The sequence below is a fragment of the Thermocrispum municipale DSM 44069 genome, assembly GCF_000427825.1.
GTDB lineage: Bacteria > Actinomycetota > Actinomycetes > Mycobacteriales > Pseudonocardiaceae > Thermocrispum > Thermocrispum municipale.
In genome coordinates this window covers 655,430-672,498 of record NZ_KE386593.1, presented here as the reverse complement: position 1 = coordinate 672,498, position 17,069 = coordinate 655,430, and the positions used below count along the sequence as shown (strand labels likewise).

The 17,069-nt window shown below is 70.2% G+C and carries 15 protein-coding genes; 8 read left to right on the top strand and 7 right to left on the bottom strand.

Annotated elements, in window-relative coordinates; all coding sequences use genetic code 11:
• Positions 1–16 precede the first annotated feature (16 nt).
• A complete protein-coding gene (gene purU / locus YWM_RS0118580) occupies positions 17–892 on the top strand; it encodes a formyltetrahydrofolate deformylase (protein WP_028851949.1) in 876 nt (291 codons plus the stop codon).
• A gap of 1 nt (position 893) precedes the next feature.
• On the opposite strand, the gene YWM_RS0118575 is transcribed toward purU, so the two are convergent.
• From YWM_RS0118575 to YWM_RS0118560, 3 genes are all read right to left on the bottom strand, one after another.
• Positions 894–1,391, bottom strand: coding sequence for a hypothetical protein (locus YWM_RS0118575; protein ID WP_028851948.1), 498 nt, complete (start codon positions 1,389–1,391; stop codon positions 894–896).
• A gap of 595 nt (positions 1,392–1,986) precedes the next feature.
• Entirely contained in the window at positions 1,987–2,949 is a 963-nt protein-coding gene (locus YWM_RS0118565) for a hypothetical protein (protein ID WP_156914834.1), read from the bottom strand.
• A gap of 306 nt (positions 2,950–3,255) precedes the next feature.
• Positions 3,256–4,422, bottom strand: a complete 1,167-nt coding sequence (locus YWM_RS0118560) for a pyridoxal phosphate-dependent aminotransferase (protein ID WP_028851946.1) — start codon at positions 4,420–4,422, stop codon at positions 3,256–3,258.
• Between the two features lie 164 nt (positions 4,423–4,586).
• On the opposite strand from YWM_RS0118560, the gene YWM_RS0118555 reads away from it, so the two are divergent.
• The 7 genes from YWM_RS0118555 to YWM_RS25395 all read left to right on the top strand — a co-directional run bounded on the left by YWM_RS0118555 (position 4,587) and on the right by YWM_RS25395 (position 10,314).
• Positions 4,587–5,852, top strand: a complete 1,266-nt coding sequence (locus tag YWM_RS0118555) for a DUF445 domain-containing protein (protein WP_043661967.1) — start codon at positions 4,587–4,589, stop codon at positions 5,850–5,852.
• A 65-nt stretch (positions 5,853–5,917) separates the two neighbouring features.
• Positions 5,918–6,316, top strand: a complete 399-nt coding sequence (locus YWM_RS0118550) for a VOC family protein (protein ID WP_028851944.1) — start codon at positions 5,918–5,920, stop codon at positions 6,314–6,316.
• A 434-nt stretch (positions 6,317–6,750) separates the two neighbouring features.
• Positions 6,751–7,239, top strand: a complete 489-nt coding sequence (locus tag YWM_RS0118545; protein WP_084612514.1) for a helix-turn-helix domain-containing protein — start codon at positions 6,751–6,753, stop codon at positions 7,237–7,239.
• 7 nt (positions 7,240–7,246) lie between these two features.
• Positions 7,247–8,038 carry a hypothetical protein gene (locus YWM_RS0118540; protein ID WP_043661527.1) on the top strand — a complete coding sequence of 264 codons (792 nt, stop codon included), beginning with the start codon at positions 7,247–7,249 and terminating at the stop codon, positions 8,036–8,038.
• A gap of 125 nt (positions 8,039–8,163) precedes the next feature.
• On the top strand, positions 8,164–8,466 hold the full coding sequence (locus YWM_RS0118535; RefSeq protein ID WP_028851941.1) for a DUF2516 family protein: 303 nt from the start codon (positions 8,164–8,166) through the stop codon (positions 8,464–8,466).
• A gap of 7 nt (positions 8,467–8,473) precedes the next feature.
• The gene (locus YWM_RS0118530) at positions 8,474–9,028 is read left to right on the top strand and encodes a YbaK/EbsC family protein (RefSeq protein ID WP_028851940.1); all 555 of its coding nucleotides are present in this window, start codon (positions 8,474–8,476) and stop codon (positions 9,026–9,028) included.
• Positions 9,025–10,314, top strand: coding sequence for a protein kinase domain-containing protein (locus YWM_RS25395; RefSeq protein ID WP_052345114.1), 1,290 nt, complete (start codon positions 9,025–9,027; stop codon positions 10,312–10,314). Before YWM_RS0118530 ends, YWM_RS25395 begins: the two co-directional genes overlap by 4 nt.
• A gap of 135 nt (positions 10,315–10,449) precedes the next feature.
• Here YWM_RS25395 and YWM_RS0118520 read toward each other — a convergent pair whose 3' ends face one another.
• From YWM_RS0118520 to YWM_RS24495, 4 genes are read right to left on the bottom strand one after another with little or no spacing between them, the layout of a single operon-like run.
• The gene (locus tag YWM_RS0118520) at positions 10,450–12,609 is read right to left on the bottom strand and encodes a transglutaminase TgpA family protein (protein ID WP_052345112.1); all 2,160 of its coding nucleotides are present in this window, start codon (positions 12,607–12,609) and stop codon (positions 10,450–10,452) included.
• The gene (locus YWM_RS0118515; protein ID WP_245566091.1) at positions 12,606–13,805 is read right to left on the bottom strand and encodes a DUF58 domain-containing protein; all 1,200 of its coding nucleotides are present in this window, start codon (positions 13,803–13,805) and stop codon (positions 12,606–12,608) included. The genes YWM_RS0118520 and YWM_RS0118515 overlap by 4 nt, the downstream gene beginning before the upstream one ends.
• Before the next feature lie 4 nt (positions 13,806–13,809).
• Complete coding sequence (locus tag YWM_RS0118510) at positions 13,810–14,754, bottom strand: AAA family ATPase (protein ID WP_028851937.1); 945 nt, start codon at positions 14,752–14,754, stop codon at positions 13,810–13,812.
• Between the two features lie 56 nt (positions 14,755–14,810).
• Positions 14,811–17,015, bottom strand: coding sequence for a fibronectin type III domain-containing protein (locus tag YWM_RS24495; protein WP_156914833.1), 2,205 nt, complete (start codon positions 17,013–17,015; stop codon positions 14,811–14,813).
• Positions 17,016–17,069 lie beyond the last annotated feature (54 nt).

Here is a 17,069-nt window from a genome sequence, read left to right as displayed (position 1 = left end):
GGCCTACAGTTGCGGAGTGTCAGAACGCCGTTACGTGATCACTTTCGGCTGCCCGGACCGCACCGGCATCGTGGCGGGCATCGCCACGTTCCTGGCGGAGGCGGGCGGTTGGATCGTCGAGGCCGCGTACCACACCGACCCGGACACCAACTGGTTCTTCACCCGGCAGGAAGTACGGGCCGACTCGCTTCCGTACGACGTCGACGAACTGCGCGCCCGGTTCGAGCCGGTGGCCCAGAAACTCGGCGGTGAACAAGCGCAATGGCGCATCGACGACACGGGGGAGAAGCGGCGCGTCGTCATCCTGGTGTCCAAGGAAGGCCATTGCCTGTACGACCTGCTGGGCCGGGTCGCGGCCGGTGAGCTCGACGTGGACGTGCGGGCCGTCATCGGCAACCACGACGTGCTCGGCGACATCACCCGCGCGCACGGCATCCCGTTCCACCACGTGCCGTTCCCGACCAAGCCGGACGACCAGGCGAAGGCCGCCGCGTTCGAGCGCATCGACTCGCTGGTGTCGGAGCACGACCCGCACGCGATCGTGCTCGCGCGCTTCATGCAGATCCTGCCCGCGCACTTGTGCGAGCGCTGGGCGGGCCGGGCGCTGAACATTCACCACAGCTTCCTGCCGTCGTTCGTCGGCGCGCGCCCGTACCACCAGGCCTACCAGCGGGGCGTGAAGCTGATCGGCGCGACGTGCCACTACGTCACGGCCGAGCTGGACGCCGGGCCGATCATCGAGCAGGACGTCATCCGCGTCGGCCACGAGGACGCGGTCAGCGACCTGGTGCGCAAGGGCCGGGACATCGAGAAGGTCGTCCTGGCCCGCGGGCTGCGCTGGCATCTGGAGAACCGGGTGCTCGTGCACGCCGGCCGGACCGTGGTCTTCTGAGCTACTCGCTCGGCTCGGCGTGCGGCGACACGCTGTCCACGAACGTGCGGAAGTCGCCGACCACCTGGTCGATCTCCTCCGGCACCGCGCTGAGCACCAGCTCGATCACCGCTTGCCGTTCGGCGTCCTGCGGATCCGGCACCGCGAGGAACACCTGAACCTGCAGTACTCGGCGCGGGTGGCCGTTGACGTCGGTGGTGAGGGAGACGACCTGGGTCAGCCCGGGCGCGGTCTGCGAACCGGCCTCGGTGCGCTTGGTCAGCTCCGCGTCCGGCGCGGTCTCCCGTAGCCGCTGCAGCGCCTCGTCGGCGTAGGCGGTCACCGTGCGACCCGTGCCGAGCTGCTCACCGCTCACGGTGATGTTGGCGACGAAGTCACCGGCAGGCTCGGGCCGCAGGGCCACATAGGCCGCGCTCGGCGCGCCGACGCCGTCGGGCTCGGCGGGGCGCCACCTCTCCGGCAGCTCGAACTCGATGGGCACGGGCAGAGCACTGGTCACGACGCGATCCTCCGCTACGGGTTCATCGCGCATTCTGACAGTTCGGCGGATTCGCCATGGTCGAATTCGAGGTATTTTCCGCGGTGGCTTCCCGGCACAGCCCCTCGTCATGCCGGAAAGCCACCGCGGTCAGGCGCGTCGCTGGGCGGTGATGGGGTTTCGGCGCGGTGAAACCCATCGGTGAGCAACACGCCGCATCGGGCCTGGCTTGACCCCGAAGCTGGGGCGGCCAGGGGCACGCGTGCAGACGTGGAGCACGCGGGCCAGGCCCGACGTCGGTGTCGCGCCGTGGTGTGGGCTCCGGCGCCGCGGGGGCATCGCGGCGCCGGAGCAGGACCCCGAGAGGCCGGGCGCGGTCGGCCCATCGGGAAGCTTCCGGGGACCGCACTCGGCTGCTCGCGCAGGCCCTCGCCCAGCGCTGCTAGGAGCAACGATGCGGTCGGTCATGGGAAATGCCCCTTGTCGTGGTGGCCACCGACGCGGGCGATTTCGCCAACGAACGTCGGTACGCCGAAACCAACGGATGGATCAGCTGACTAGGCCGTGTGGGGTAGGCCCGCAGAAGACGCAGCTGTCCCCACGTGCAGGGGCTGGGTCAATCAGGAGAGGTGCACGGCAGCGCCGCCGCGGTGATCGCGTGAGCCACCGGCGCGGCGGTGGCGACGCCGGTCCGCTGCAGCGGGCTGCCGCCTGCGACACCGGCGGTGACGGCGACCAGCTTCTTGCTGGGGGCGTCGGCATGCGCCGCACTCGGCGACGAGGCGCCGCACGGGGTGGACGGCAGCTGCTGATCGACCGGGCTGGTCGTGCCGTCGTTGGACGTTGCCGAGTGCTTCGCCGCCGCCTTGCTCTCCGGCAGCTCGGCCGTCCGCGTCACGGACTTGTCGGTGCTGGTCGGCTCGTGGCGTTGCGGCGCGCGCTTCGTCGGCTGCGCCGGCTTCGTCTCCGTCTTCGCCTTCGCCTTCACTGCGGTGCGAGTGGCGGACGGTTTCGCTTGCTCGGCGGTCGTCTGCTGCGGCACCGTCGCGACCGGCTGCACCGTCGGCTTCGTCGAGACGACGTCGTCGATGCCGTCGATCCCGTCCGCCGGCTTGGTCACATTGCCCACCGTGTCGCGCAGTCCCCCGGTCACCGTCTTGACCGTGTCGGAGACCGTCTTCACGGTGTGCCGCACGGTCTTGGTGACGGTTTCGGTCGTGGTCTTCACGGTGTCCACGGCCGCCTTGGTCAGGTTCGACGTGGTGTCGGCAAGGCCTCCGACGACGCCACCCAGCAGACCGGACCGCTTGCCCTCGCCCGCTTTCTGCTGATCTTGCGCGGACTCGGTGGTGGCTTCGGTCGAGGTGTCCGTCGACTCCGCTTCGGCGGTCTGCGTGCCCTGCGGGGAGCTCGGCTGCTCTGCGGCGGACGCGGTGGCGCTGATGGTCAGCATCAGCAGCCAGCCGGCAGCGGCAACACCCACGGTGACCGCGGCGCGCGCGACCAAACGAAGCGCGCGCACGGCGACTTCACGCGCGCCACCTCGGCGCGCCACCGGGGTCCCCGCAGTCACGTGCACGTGCACGAGTGTTGCATCCTGCACCCCTTTGATCCAGTCCCCGATGTGCCATTTGGGTGGTTCGTCCGTAGCCCGTTGGGACCGCCGACTACGCCTGTGACCTGCTACGACGCTAATGCGAAGGGGTTTCGGGCCGGTCATGGTGCCCGTGACCTGGGGATCGTTTGCACTCGCGCACGCAAGCACCCCGAACGGCCGCTCCCGATCGCCCGTTCCGCAGCCGCGGAACGAATTTTCCGGTCCGGCAAACCGGGTTACGACAAACGGGCGTAAGCGCTGCGCAGCGCAGGCTAATCCGGCATCAGGTCACAGCGTGCGCAGGCGTCTGACGGCCTCGTCGAGCACGTGGTCCTGTTTGCAGAAGGCGAACCGCAGCAGATGGTCGTACTCCGGCCCTTCGCTGAACGAGCTCACCGGGACCGCGGCCACCCCGATCCGTTCCGGCAACTGCCACGCCAGTTCGGTCGCGTTCTCGATGCCGAGCGGGCGAACGTCGGCGCACACGAAGTAGGTTCCCGCGGACTCCAACACACCGAATCCCGCGTCGGCCAGGCCTTCGGACAGTCGGTCGCGCTTGCTCTGCAGGGCTTGTCGCTGCTGCTCCACCCACGGCAACTCGTTGCGCAGCGCGTGCGCCACGGCGACCTGGAACGGCCCGCCGGAGACGAACGTGAGGAACTGCTTGGCCGCCCGGACGGCCGCGACCACGTCCGGCGTCCCGCACGCCCAGCCGATCTTCCAGCCGGTGCAGCTGAACGTCTTGCCCGCGCTGGAGATGGTCACGGTGCGCTCGGCCATACCGGGGAACGTGCCGAGCGGGATGTGCTCCCGGCCGGCGGGCTCGCTGAACACCAGGTGTTCGTAGACCTCGTCGGTGATGGCGATCAGGTCGTGTTCCACGCACAGCGCCGCCAGCCTGGCGAGCTCGTCCCTGCCGAACACCGTTCCGGTCGGGTTGTGCGGGGAGTTGACCACGATGGCCCTGGTCCGCGGGCCGATGGCGGCCCGGATGGCATCCAGGTCCAGCCGGAAGGTGCCGTTGGTCCGGGCAAGCGGGACGACGACCCGGCGCGCGCCGGCCATGGCCACTGCCGCGGCGTACGAGTCGTAGTACGGCGCCAGGACGATGACTTCGTCCTCGGCGTCGGTGAGCCCGAGCAGCGCGGCCGTGATCGCCTCGGTGGCGCCCGCGGTGACCAGCACCTCGGACTCCGGGTCGAATTCCGTGCCGTAGCGCGTGCGGTGCTCGGCGATCGCTTCCCGCAGCTCGGGCCTGCCGGGGCCCGGCGGATACTGGTTCACCCCGTCGGCGATGGCCCGCTGAGCGGCGGCGAGCATGCCTGCCGGACCGTCGGTGTCCGGGAAGCCCTGGCCGAGGTTGACCGAGCCGGTCCTGGTGGCCAGCGCGGTCATCTCGGCGAACACGGTGCTTGCGAACGGCCGAAGCCGGGGAACCAATACCGGGTCGCGCATGACGATTGATCCTCGCAGATCGCGGGCGCTCACGGGCACAGCGGGCGCCCGCTGGGGGCATCGGGCGAGAATGACGGCCGCCGGACGTTGACCATTTCGACGTTCACGCCAGCAGCAACGAGGGAGCCACCGTGACGCAAGCGGAACAGGCCGGCACCGTGTCGATGGCATTGCGCCGAACGCAGCTGGCCGAGGAGGAGAAGCGACAGGGGCTGCGCCGGATGAAGACGGTGGCGCTGGGTTTCCTGCTCGGCGCCGCCGCGGTGTTCCTGGTGAGCAGTTGGGCGTTGTCGGCGGGCGGAGGCGCGTGGCTGGGCTACGTACGAGCCGCCGCGGAAGCGGGCATGGTCGGCGCGCTGGCCGACTGGTTCGCGGTGACCGCGTTGTTCCGGTACCCGCTGGGCATCCGGATCCCGCACACCGCGATCATCCCGAACAAGAAGGATCAGCTCGGCTCGAGCCTCGGTGAGTTCGTCAGCAACAACTTCCTGGCCGAGCAGGTGGTGCGGGAAAAGATCCGCAACACGGACCTGGCGCAGCGGCTCGGGCAGTGGTTGGCGAAGCCGGAGAACTCCGCGCGGGTCACCGCCGAGATCGCCACCGTGGTGCGCGGGGCGGTGACCGTGCTGCGGGACGAGGACGTGCAAGCGGTCATGGAGCAGGCCGTCGCGCGCCGGGTGATCGACAAGCAGTGGGGTCCACCGCTCGGCAAGATCCTGGGCAAGGTGGTCGAGGACGGCTCTCACCACAAGCTGGTCGACCTGATGTGCGACCGGGCGTACGAGTGGGTGCGCGACAACCACCAGACGGTGCTGCGGGTGGTGACCGACCGGGCGCCGTCCTGGTCGCCGAAGTTCGTCGACGAGCTGCTGGCGGACAAGGTATACGGCGAGGTGCTGTCGTTCGCCTGGGCGGTGAAGGTGGACGTGAACCACCCGATGCGGCAGGCGCTGGACCGGTTCCTCGGCGAGTTCGCCCGTGACCTGCAGTCCGACCCCGAGACGATCGACCGGGCCGAGCAGGTCAAGACGCAGATCGTCGAGCACCCGCAGGTGCAGGAGCTGATCGGCTCGGCGTGGGCCACGGCGAAGGAGATGCTGCTGACCGCCGCCGAGGATCCCTCCAGCGAGCTGCGCGTGCGGCTGCAGCAGAGTTTGACCCGGCTCGGCGGGCGCCTGTCCGGCGACGATCCGCTGCGCGGCAAGGTGGACAAGTGGGCCGAGGACGTCGCCGCCTACGTGGTGAGCAACTACGCGGACGACCTCACCACGTTGATCACCGACACCGTGGAGCGGTGGGACGCCGAGGAGACCGCCCGCAAGGTCGAACTGCAGGTCGGGCGGGACCTGCAGTTCATCAGGATCAACGGCACCGTGGTGGGCGCGCTCGCCGGCCTGGCGATCTACACCGTCGGGCAGCTGCTGTTCTGAAATTCGGGCGCGGATTGTCGGTGGCCGCGGGCACTATGTGGCAACCGACACACGGGGAGGAATCCATGTCCGTGCCCGAGATCAAGTTCGGTTGCGTCGTGCTCGACTGTCCCGATCCGTACGCGCTGGCGCAGTTCTATTCCGAGCTGCTCGGCTGGTCCATCGCCGAGGAGGACGAGCCGGGGGCCGACTGGGTGACGGTGGAGCCACCGGACGGCGGCGTCGAGATCTGCTTCCAGCAGGATCCGGAGTACCAGCCGCCCACGTGGCCCTCCGACGAGCGCCCGCAGATGCTGCATCTGGACTTCGACGTGCGCAACATCGACGACCATCATGAGCGGGCGCTGAAGCTGGGAGCGCGGGTGTTGAACGACGAGCCGGACACGTTCCGGGTCTACGCCGACCCCGCTGGGCATCCGTTCTGCTTGTGCTGGGGTTGGACGCTGCGCGAACAGGCCGGGTGAGGGGCGAGCGGCCCGGCAGGCGGCGACCCAGGCGCGGCCTGTCGGCGCACGTGACCTCCTCGAACGTGCCGAGCGCCCCTCGTCGGCGAGGAGCCTGCCGTCTCGGGTGACCTCCTCGAACGCGCCAAGTACTCCTTACCGCCGAGTGACCTCCCGCCGCCGTAGGTGACCTCCTCGAACGTGCCAAGTACTCCTTACCGCCGAGTGACCTCCCGCCGTAGGTGACCTCCTCGAACGTACCGAGCACTCGTTGCCGCCGAGTGGCCTGCCGCCGCGCGCGAACTCCTCGAACCTGTCGACCGCTCCTCGTCGGCGAGGCGCTGCCGCCCTGCGCTCGCATCGTGGCGGAGCTAACACCCACGGCTGCAAGCAAAGTGCTTGCAATTGCTAGCACCCCTGCGTAACGTGGGTGTTGTCGCAAGGAGGTGGGCGGGATGCCTGATTCGACCAACGAGGATTCGGGTACCCGAACCGCGGCGGCCGGCGATGCCGGCACGCACGAGCCCTCTTCCGGCAAACCGATCGGCAAAGTCGCCGACATCGGCCGAGACATCGGCCGGGACATCGGGCAGTACATCCGGCAACAGCGAACGAACGCGAAGATCTCGCTGCGCCAGCTGGCCAAGCTCGCCGGGGTTTCCAACCCGTACTTGAGCCAGATCGAGCGTGGCGCGCGCAAACCGAGCGCGGAGATCTTGCAGCAGATCGCCAAGGGGCTGCGCATCTCGGCGGAAGCGCTGTATGTGCAGGCCGGAATCCTGGACAAACCCCTCGGCGGCCCGGTACCGGACGCGATTCGCGCCGACACCGAGCTGTCCGAGCGGCAGAAGCAGGTGCTGCTCGACGTCTACGAGTCATTTCGCCGGGAGAACGCGGCGAAGCAGGACCAGCACCGTGCTGAGTCCGTCGACAACGAGGAGTGATCTCAGCATGACCCGTCCGACCAAGGAAGACGTCACCAAGGTGCGTGAGCAGGTCAACACCGCCTTCGAGCAGGTCCGCACGCCGCTGCTGGCCGCGCTGGGCGCGGGCAACCTTGCCACCAAGGCCGTCGTGGACGCCGTGCACAAGGCGCGCGAGCGGGCAGGCGAGGGCCGCGAGGGCGTTCGCAAGACCATCGACGAGGCCAACGAGGGCCTGCGCAAGACGATCGACGAGGCCAAGAAGGCAGCCGAGGACCTGCGTCCGGCGGCCGAGTTGACCGAGCTGCGCGAGAAGCTGAACGCCGACGAGCTGCGCAAGCTGGTCGACGAGTACACCGAGTCGGCCCGCAAGCTGTACGACAAGCTCGCCGAGTCCGGCGAGGAGGCGTGGGACCAGCTGGTGGCCCAGCCACAGGTGAAGAACGCGCTCGAGCAGCTGCAGGACGCGCTGGAGAAGGCGCAGGAGCGGCTCGAGGAGTTCACCGCCGAGGCCCGTGAGCGGGTCGAGGACGTGCTGGCCAAGGTCAACAAGGCCACCGGCCGCACCCGGCAGGCCACGGCGACCGCGGAGAAGACGGTCAACACCGCCGCCGCGGAGGCCGCGAGCGCTGCGAAGACCGCCGACACCACCCGCCGCACCTCGGCCGGCAAGTCGGCCAACGCCGTCGCCGCGGAGAACTCCGCCACGGCGAAGAAGGTGAAGGCCAACGCGCCGAAGACGACCACGACCCGGAAGACCACCACGCGGAAGTCGACCGGCACGGCTCGTCGCACCACGACGCGCAAGACCGCCGAGTGAGGCACTGAGTCACCACGCATTCGAACCCCGGCGCGACTGGCATGCGCCGGGGTTCGGTGCTATTCGTTGAGGTGGCAGCGCTCACCGAGCTAGCCATGGCTCTGCGATTACAGGACACTGGTCACGTGGCACCGCTTTCGTTGGACATCCTCTACTTCATCCAGTTGGCCGGCATCCCGGTCGGCGTCTTCGCGTTCGTGCACGCGGCGCTGCAACGGCCGGATGCCTACGCGGCGGCGGACCGCCTGACGAAATCGGCGTGGATGGGGATCACCGGCGGCGGCACCGCGGCGATGATCCTCTTCGGCGCGCTCAGCGGCTCCGGCCCCGGTTTGATGTTCTGGATCGCAGGCTTGGTCGCCGTGCTGGTCTACATGGTGGACGTGCGACCGAAGCTCATCGAAGTCCAGCGCGGCGGGCGATGGTAAACCTCCAATCATGACGTGGACGATTGCCGGGACGCTGGACGTCCTGCCTGCTGTGGACCACACCGAGCTGCTCGCGCCACCCGTGGCGAAAGCGCTGCCCGAAGTCACTGACGCGCAGCGGATCGGGGTCGCGGCCATCGACCCCGCGTTGGCGGACACCGCGGACTTCTGCGCCGCGTACTCCTCGCCGCTGGAGGCATCGGCGAACTGCGTCGTCGTGGCGGGCAAGCGCGGTGGTGAGGTGCGCTACGCGGCCGCGCTCGTGCTGGCCACCACCCGCGCCGACGTCAACTCGGTGATCCGCAAGCGCCTCGACGTGCGGAAGGCCTCGTTCGCGCCGATGGCGGACGCGGTGGAGTTGACCGGCATGGAGTCGGGTGGCATCACGCCGATCGGGCTGCCACCCGAGTGGCCGATCCTGATCGACGAGCGGGTCGCCGAGGCCGAGGAATTGATCGTCGGCAGCGGGATCCGCGGGTCGAAGCTGCTGGTGACCGGATCGCAGCTGGCCGCGCTGCCGGGCGCCGAGGTGATCTCGGGTCTGGCCAAGCCGGTCGCATGACCGCGCCGCTCCCCGGTCCCGCCGCCGCGGTGTATCCGCAAGTGGATCCGGGTACCGGGGCGCCGCTGATGGTGAAGGTCTTCCACCGCCCGTTCGACCCGCAGACCCGCGCCGAGCTCGAGCAGGAGCAGGCGACCCTGGCCGGGCTACGGCACGTCCGCTCGATCCTGCCGACGACGAGCGAGGTCCTTCCCGACGGGCGCACGGCGATCCGCATGCCGCGTTGCCCGCAGTCGTTGGCGCAGCGCGTGCACGTGGGTGGACCGATCCCCGTCGACGAAGCGGTGGCCATCGCGGAAATCACGGCGCTGGCGCTGGCGGCCGCACACCGCGCCGGACTGGTGCACGGCGGTGTGCACCCGCACAACGTGCTGCTCACCGCACCGACGCAAGCCGCCCCGGAGGCGGTGCTGTCCGACTTCGGTCTTGCCGCGCGCCGGACGTACGGCACGCCCAGCGGGGAGCACCTCGGATTCGCCGCACCGGAGACGGTGCGTGACGGGACCCGTGACCAGCGCTCCGACGTGTACGGGATCGGGGTCGTGCTGTACTTCGCGTTGACCGGCAAAGCGCCCTATCCCGCGGTGGCCGGGGAGCCAGAGGCTCAGCGAATCCTGCGCATGCTCAGTGCCGATCCGCCGTCGCTCGAGCGCGACGACGTGCCCGAGCCGGTGCAGGAGCTGGTGACGGAGTTGCTGACGACCGACCCGCAGCAACGGCCGGATTCGGCCTCCGCGGTGGCGAACAGGCTGACCGTGCTGCTGGCGGGCGGAAGGCCGGGCAGCCCGGTGTATCGAGCGGACCATCCGCGTCGCCCCGCGGGTGCGCCGGTGGTGGTCTTCAAGCCGGAGCGACCGCGGCGCCGACGCATCACCGCCGGTCAGATCGCTGCCTTCGTGGGCGTCGTCCTCGCGGTCGGCGCGGTCGCCACAGCCTTGCTGATCAGCGACGACGACCCGCCCGCTGCGCAGACGCCGCCGTCGCCCAGCAGTGAACCCACCACGCCGTCGACGTCGGCGAATCCGACGGTGGTGCGGCTGGACAAGCCGAAGGTGTCCGGCACCGTGGTGGAGCTGAGCTGGCACGGTCCGCCGGGTCTGGACTACGTCGTGTGGTTCCGGGAAGAGGGCCGGACGACCTGGGAGCACCGGGTCGCCGGCCAGCGGCAGAACATGCGGTTGCCGATCGAACGAGGCAGGGACTACTGCTTCCGCGTGGACGGCTCCAACGTCGACGGGAAGCACTCCAGCAGGCAGCTGACCCTGGGCGGGTCGCCCTGCGAGTAGCCGCGGCGCCGGTGCGACGGCACGGCCGGGACGAGACCACGTCGGCGCCACCGACGCGGACTCCGCGCGGAGGCAGGCCACCGGGCCGCATCACCGTGGCGGCAGCAAGCTCCACCGGTCCAGCGCCAGTCCGCATCACCGTGGCGGCAGCAAGCTCCGCGGGTCCAGCGCCGCCCGGATCCGAGCCGCCAGCGGCCGCGCAGCCAGCCCTCGTCGGACCATCCGCACCGACGCCCAGGCCTGATCTGCCATCGGCTTCGTCACGGCCGTCCCCGACCACAGCGCGAAGTCGACCGCCTGGGCCAACCGCTGGAGACCTTCGAGCGTGGCGGGGCCGGCGATCCGCGCCGCGTCCGGCATGAGATCCCGCACCGTCATGCCCGGGCTGACCCGGACGCCGTGCGCGCGCAGCCTGTCCCGCGCCTCGGCCCACGCGCCGACCACCGACCGAGGCGGGATCGTCCGGCGCCGGCGGATCGCCCGGCCCCAGCGGGCGATCGGCACGATCAGCCACGTCAACAGCACCAGCGCGAGCGAAATCCCGAGCGCCATGGCGACCACCAGGTACCACGGCCAGCCCTCGTCCGCCTGCTGCCCCGAGTCGCCGGGCGGCGGTGCGACCGGTGGGTCCTTCAGCTCCTTGTCGTCCTTCGGCAGCTCGGCCCGCGCCTGCTCGGTGACCCCAGCCAGTCCGGTGGGCATCGGGCCGCCACCGGCGGAAGCGGCGCCCAGCGGGTCGAGCGGGACCCAGCCCAGGCCCTCGACCGCGACCTCCGGCCACGCCGTCGCATGCTCGTTGCGGACCACGAACTGGCCGTTCTCGGCGGCCTGGCGCGGCCCGCGGAATCCGACCGCGAGCCGGGCGGGGATCCCTCGGATGCGGGCCAGCAGCACGTACGCGGCGGCGAACTGCTCACTGGTTCCGCGTTTGTCCTCGAGCAGGAATCGCCGCAGGTGGACCAGGCTGTGCCCGGTCGGCAGATGGTCACCGACGGCCACGCGGTAGTTGTCCCGCATGTAGTTCGCCAGCACCAGTGCCGCGCGGAACGTCGCCCGCAGACCCTTCGTCGCCTCGTCGGCGAGCTCGTCCAGCTCGGGCGGGACATAGCCGAGCGAACCGAGGTCGTCCAGTACCCGGGCGTCCACCGCCGCGTTGCCGAGGCTCTCCGCGTCGGTGCGTGGCTCGCGCCAGGTGATCCGATAGATGTCGAATGTGCCGTCCCGGCTCAACAGCGTCCCGCTGGCCTCGTCGACCAGCGGCGCGGCGCCGTCCACCCAGGCCACCAGCGGCTGACTCGGCAACCACGGCATGAGTGACGGGTCCATGTGCGTGACCTGGGCAGTCCGGGTTGTGGTCGGTGCGGTGATCGACGGATCCAGCCGCAGCGACTTGCCGAGCCGCCGGAACTTCCAGTTCGACGTCCAGTTCACGCCGTCGAAGCCGTCCAGCACCGCCACCGTCCACCGGTCGACCGGCACGTCGGCGGTGTAGGTGAACGCCGTGGCCTCCGACTCCTGTAGCCGCGTCGCCAGGTCGTCCAGCGGTTTCGCCACGGAACGCTGCGCCACCGGAGCGGTGATCGAGTCCCGGACCGTCACCGGTGACCGATCCAGCGGCGTGGTCGTCGCCAACAGCAACGACCCGACGACCGCCAGCACCAACACCGGTACCGCGAGCCCGGCGAGCACCCACCGACGCGGACCGGCGGTTTCCCGGGTGACCGTCAACAGCACCGCGGCCAACACCGCGAAGCAGAGCCCGGCCACCACGGCCGGCCCGCCGGTGAGCACGGCGAACGCCTGGCTCAGCGCGACCACCGCGAGGCTCGGCAGCAGCGACACCAGCGGCGGCCGAACCCGGTGCAGCAACTCCACGCCGAGCACCGCCGCCAACACCACCGCCAGCGGCACGAACGTCACCAGCTGCGGGTCGGCACGCGCGGGCCACGTGGACTGCAACGTCAGCTGCCACGACTCGGTCAGTCCGGCGCCCAGCAACTGCAGCGTCCGGGCCGACGGCAGCCCGACCACGGTCGTCGCGCCCAGCACGGTCCAGATCACGCCGAGCAGGCCGGCCACGAGCAGCAGCAACGGCCGCACCGCGGTGAGCCAACGCCAGTGGCGGCACGCCTCGTCGGCCAGGAAAACCAGCGCCACGACCGCGAAAACCGGCAACAGCAGCGACTGCGCGGAGAAGACGGGGGCGAACAGCATGCCGCCCAGCGCGGCCGCTCCGAGGACACAGACGACCGCAAGACGCCGACGCAGCACGACCGGAGCCTGTGGGGCGGTCATGCGATCACCGCGTTCCACTCACGCACGGCGTGCTCGGCGTCCACGGCGGATATCGCTCGCGCGGACGGCAACCCGGAAAGGCCGTGCACACCGATGCCGTCCCAGCCGAGGCCGTGCTTGGCGACCCCGATGAGGAACATGCGCGAGTATCGGCCGCGCACCGTGGACAGCCCGCGCAGGTCGCGTTGGTCGATCCGGCCCGTGACCGTGACCAGGCATCCACCGCCGCCCGCGCCCGACCCGGCCAGGACCTTCGGCACGATCACGTCGCCGTCCTCCGGTCCGTCACCTTGGGCGACATCGCACAGCACGTCGAGGATCTGCCGCAGCGCGGCGGGCCCACCGGGCGTCGCCAGGTCCAGGCCACCCGATGTGATCAGCCGACAGCGGTGGCCGGCCAGCGCGGCCGGTTTGACCAGCGAGGCGGCGACCTGCACCGCCTGCTCGAACTCGTCGGGCCGCAGCACCCGCTTACGGGTGTCCAGCAGCACGCTGAACCGCGGCTGATCGGGGTCGATGTAGTCGCGGACCATCAGCTGACCGGTACGCGCCGTCGCCTTCCAGTGCAGGTGCCGCACTTCGTCGCCGATCACGTACTCGCGCACGTCCCGCAGGTCCGACGACCCGTGCAGCGGCTCGTCGATCGCCCGGCCCTCGTGGTGGTGGCGCAGATAGCCGCCGACCAGTTCCCGCGCCGGATGCATCTTCGGATAGACCCGCAAGGTCGCGGTCTGACCGGCCGACAGTGGTCGTCGCACCAAGCCGAGCGGATCGACGCGCGCCATGCTCAGCGGACCGACCGTGACCCGGCCCCGGTGCTCGGTAGGCAGCTCGTAGTGGAACGTCGCCGTGCCACCCGGGGGCAACGACTGCACCAGAACGCTGTGTTCTCCACCGTGTTCGATGGCGTCCCGCGCCATGAACGCCGACTGCCGTCGACGTGTCGGGTTGGTGACCCGCAACGTCGCCAACGCGGGCTGCCCGCTCTCCACCCGGTCCGGGTACACCTCGCGCCGCACCTCGACCTGCGGCCGCCGGGCGGTCGACGCGGCGCCCGCGAGCAAGGCGCCGACCGCGGCCCCCGCCATGCCGCGCAGGACGGGCCACCCAGCAAGCTCGCCGACGACGTAGAGCACGACGGCGGCGATCAGCACGGCGACGCCACGCCTGGTGAGGCGCAAGGCCCGCAACCACATAGGGCTAGACCTGGTTGACCGCGGGCGCCGGGGTCGCCGCCAGCACCTCGTCCACCACTTCCGACGGCAGGCGCTGGTTCAGCTCCGCGTCGGCGGTGAGCACCAGCCGATGCGCCAGCACCGGTTGCGCCACGTTCTTCACGTCGTCCGGGGTCACGAACGCCCGGCCCTCGGTGGCCGCCATCGCCTGCGCGGCGCGCACCAGCGCGATCGAGCCACGCGGGCTGGCGCCGTAGCGCACCGCGGCGTGCTCGCGCGTGGCCGCCGCCAACCGCACCGCGTACGACACGATCGCGGGATCCAGATACGCCTGCCGCACCTGCACGATCGCCTGTCGCAGCGTGTTGAGGTCCACCACGGACGGCAGCTCGTCCGGATCCACCCGCGCGGTATCACCCATCACCACGCGCACCTCGGCTTCGTGATCCGGATAGCCGACCGACACCCGCATCAGGAACCGGTCCAGCTGCGCCTCGGGCAGCCGATAGGTGCCTTCCATCTCGATCGGGTTCTGCGTGGCGATGACCATGAACGGCTCGGGCATCGGGTGCGCTGTGGCGTCCACCGTCGCCCGGCGCTCGGCCATCACTTCGAGCAGCGCGGACTGTGTCTTCGGCGTGCCGCGGTTGATCTCGTCGGCGAGCACCACGTTGGCGAAGATCCCGCCGGGATGGAACTCGAACTTCTCCGCGTTCTGGTGGTAGACCATCACGCCGGTGATGTCGCCCGGCAGCAGGTCCGGGGTGAACTGGATGCGGTTCCACGTGCCGCCGATGCTGCGCGCCAGGCAGCGGGCCAGCGTCGTCTTGCCCAGACCGGGCACGTCCTCGATCAGCAGGTGCCCCTCGGCGAGCAGGGTGGCGATCGCCAACCGGACCACGTCCGGCTTGCCGCGCACCACGCGCTGCACGTTCTCGGAGACCAGCCGGTAGACCTCACCTGCGCTCACTCGTCACTCCCCAGCCTTCCAGCGTGCCCCGACCCTACTGGTGCTCGAGCGCATGATCACCACACGATCCTGTTGGACTCGACCTCGGAGCCGTCCGGCAGGATCGCGGTGACGTACACGGTTTCGCCCGTCCCCGCGTAGGCGAACCGGTCGGTCGAATACGTGCCGTCCGCGCCGATGATGAGATCGGCTCCCACGTTGCTGTAGTCCGGGTTGGTCGAGTGCGGCTCCACGTGGACCATGGAGCCCGGCTCGAAGCCGCTCAGCTCGAGGTGCATCCACGCGCAATCCGGGTACTCGGTGCAGTACTTGTCGGCGGGTCTGCCTTTGGACAGGACGATCTCCGGGGTGCTGACCTCGACCGTCGCGCCCTGGCCCCGCGGACCCTGGCCCGCCGAGTTCTTGCCCCGCGCGTAGAACGTGTAGGTACCGTTACGCACGTTGTCGATGACCAGCTGCCGGGTCGCGGTACCGCTGGAGCTGCCGTTGCACGCCATCTCACGGCTGTTGCTGCCCCAGGTGACCGAGCACGTCACATTCGGATCGCCGCCACCGTCGACCCGCACGGTCAGCGTCACCTGGCCGTCGCCGGTCTGCTCGGCCGATGTGACGTCCACCGTCGGGACGGTCTTGGGCGTCACCGCGTTCGAGCTCGCCCCGGTGCCTTGGCCCGAGGAGTTACGGGCGGCGACGGTGAACACGTACCGCCTGCCGTTGGTCAGCCCGGTGATCCGCGTGCTGGTCGTACTGCCGGAGACGTTCTTGGAGCCGCCGGACCACGTGATCCGGTAGCCGGTGACGGCCGCGCCACCGTTCGAGCGCGGCGGCGACCACGACACCTCGGCCGACTTGTTGCCCGCTTCGGCCGAGACCGAGCGCGGCGCACCGGGCGGCGTCGCGGGCTTCGGATCCGGCTTAGGATCGGGCTTCGGGTCCGGTTTCGGCCGGTTCAGCTGCACCGGCGGAGGTTCCTGTTGCGTGGAGTTGACCGACTCGTCCGTCGCCTGCGGAGGCCGCCGCTCCTGCTCACGCTGCTGCGGCACCCGATCCCGACGGTCCCGGCGGTCCGCGCGATCCCGCTCGCGCTTGCGCGGCTTGTCCACCTTGCGCTTGGTGTCCTTGCCTTCCTCGGCATCGCCGTCGCCGTCGTCCCCGATGACGTCGACGTCCTCGACCTCGCCGTTGTGGTCGACGACCAGCACGTTGTCGCCGCGCTTGTCGTCGGCGTAGACGCGGCCGTCCTCGCCGGTCCGCAGCGTGCGCTCGGTGGGCTTGCCGTTCAGCTTCCGCTTGGCGATCGGCGATCCGTCGGGCCCGTAGGTCTCCACCGTGTTGTCCTGCCGGTTCACCACGGCGACGGCGTTGCCGGTGGAGGCCGGGCCGTCGTAGTCGGCGTCGGTCAACGGAACCGAGCGCGGCTCCTCGGGCATTCGGCTCTGCGTCAACGGCTTGGCGTCGATCAGCAGCAGCCGCTTCTCCCGCTTGTCCAGCACCGCGACCCGGCCTTCGACGTCCCGCGGCGCGACGCGCACGTCCTCCGGGAGGTCGACACCCATCGGCACGCCGTCCCCCAGGCCGTTCGGGTCGAGCAAATGGAGGCTGTCGGTCGAGGTGTTGACGAAGACCGCGCGGTCCGCGACCACGGTCAGCATGCCCTTGGTGCCTTCCGGCAACGTGATCGGGCAGCTGGTGAACCGGGTGTCCTTGGCCAGCCGACACAGGCGTCCGTCCTCGATGCGATGCAGCCAGACCGTGCCGTTGCTGGTCGCCACCGGGTCGCCCAGCGGACCGCCGACGTTGATCGGGTCGGGGTTCGGGTCGGAGTACCGCACGATCGTGCCTGCCTGCCGGTAGACCCCGTACGGTCCGCCGTTGGTTTCCAGCGTGAACGCTTCTTCGCGCGAGGGGGACGGGTGCCTGCCGGTGACCTGCAGGTCGGACTTGCCGAACTCGACGACCCGCTCCTTGCCGACCACGTAGCCACTGCGGTCGCCCTGGACGACCACGCTGCCGGGATCGGCCTTGCCGGGCAACGGCACCTCGGCGTCGATCGACCGGCTGGCCCCGTCGACGTGATACGCCGTCTGCGCGGAGTCGTTGTAAACCCAATGGCCGGAAGAAAAGAAATGCAGACCGCTCAGCGGTTTCGCTGCGCCGCTGACCGCGACGACCACGGCCGCGACGCAGGCCAGGACGAGCAGCACGACCGGCACCCTGCTGCGCCAGCCGTGCGGACGTGCGACAGCCTCCCCTGAATGCACTCGCACAGGGTAAGTCATTCGATACAGAAACGGTCCAGCCGCGAACGGGCAATG

What these genes read in the sequence shown, in the direction of transcription:
- YWM_RS25395 (WP_052345114.1), top strand. Translation starts at nt 9,025, where the DNA reads ATGACCGCGCCGCTCCCCGGTCCCGCCGCCGCGGTGTATCCGCAAGTG.
- YWM_RS0118540 (WP_043661527.1), top strand. Translation starts at nt 7,247, where the DNA reads ATGACCCGTCCGACCAAGGAAGACGTCACCAAGGTGCGTGAGCAGGTC.
- YWM_RS0118520 (WP_052345112.1), bottom strand. Translation starts at nt 12,609, where the DNA reads ATGACCGCCCCACAGGCTCCGGTCGTGCTGCGTCGGCGTCTTGCGGTC.
- YWM_RS0118515 (WP_245566091.1), bottom strand. Translation starts at nt 13,805, where the DNA reads ATGTGGTTGCGGGCCTTGCGCCTCACCAGGCGTGGCGTCGCCGTGCTG.
- YWM_RS0118550 (WP_028851944.1), top strand. Translation starts at nt 5,918, where the DNA reads ATGTCCGTGCCCGAGATCAAGTTCGGTTGCGTCGTGCTCGACTGTCCC.
- YWM_RS0118560 (WP_028851946.1), bottom strand. Translation starts at nt 4,422, where the DNA reads ATGCGCGACCCGGTATTGGTTCCCCGGCTTCGGCCGTTCGCAAGCACC.
- YWM_RS0118545 (WP_084612514.1), top strand. Translation starts at nt 6,751, where the DNA reads ATGCCTGATTCGACCAACGAGGATTCGGGTACCCGAACCGCGGCGGCC.
- YWM_RS0118555 (WP_043661967.1), top strand. Translation starts at nt 4,587, where the DNA reads ATGGCATTGCGCCGAACGCAGCTGGCCGAGGAGGAGAAGCGACAGGGG.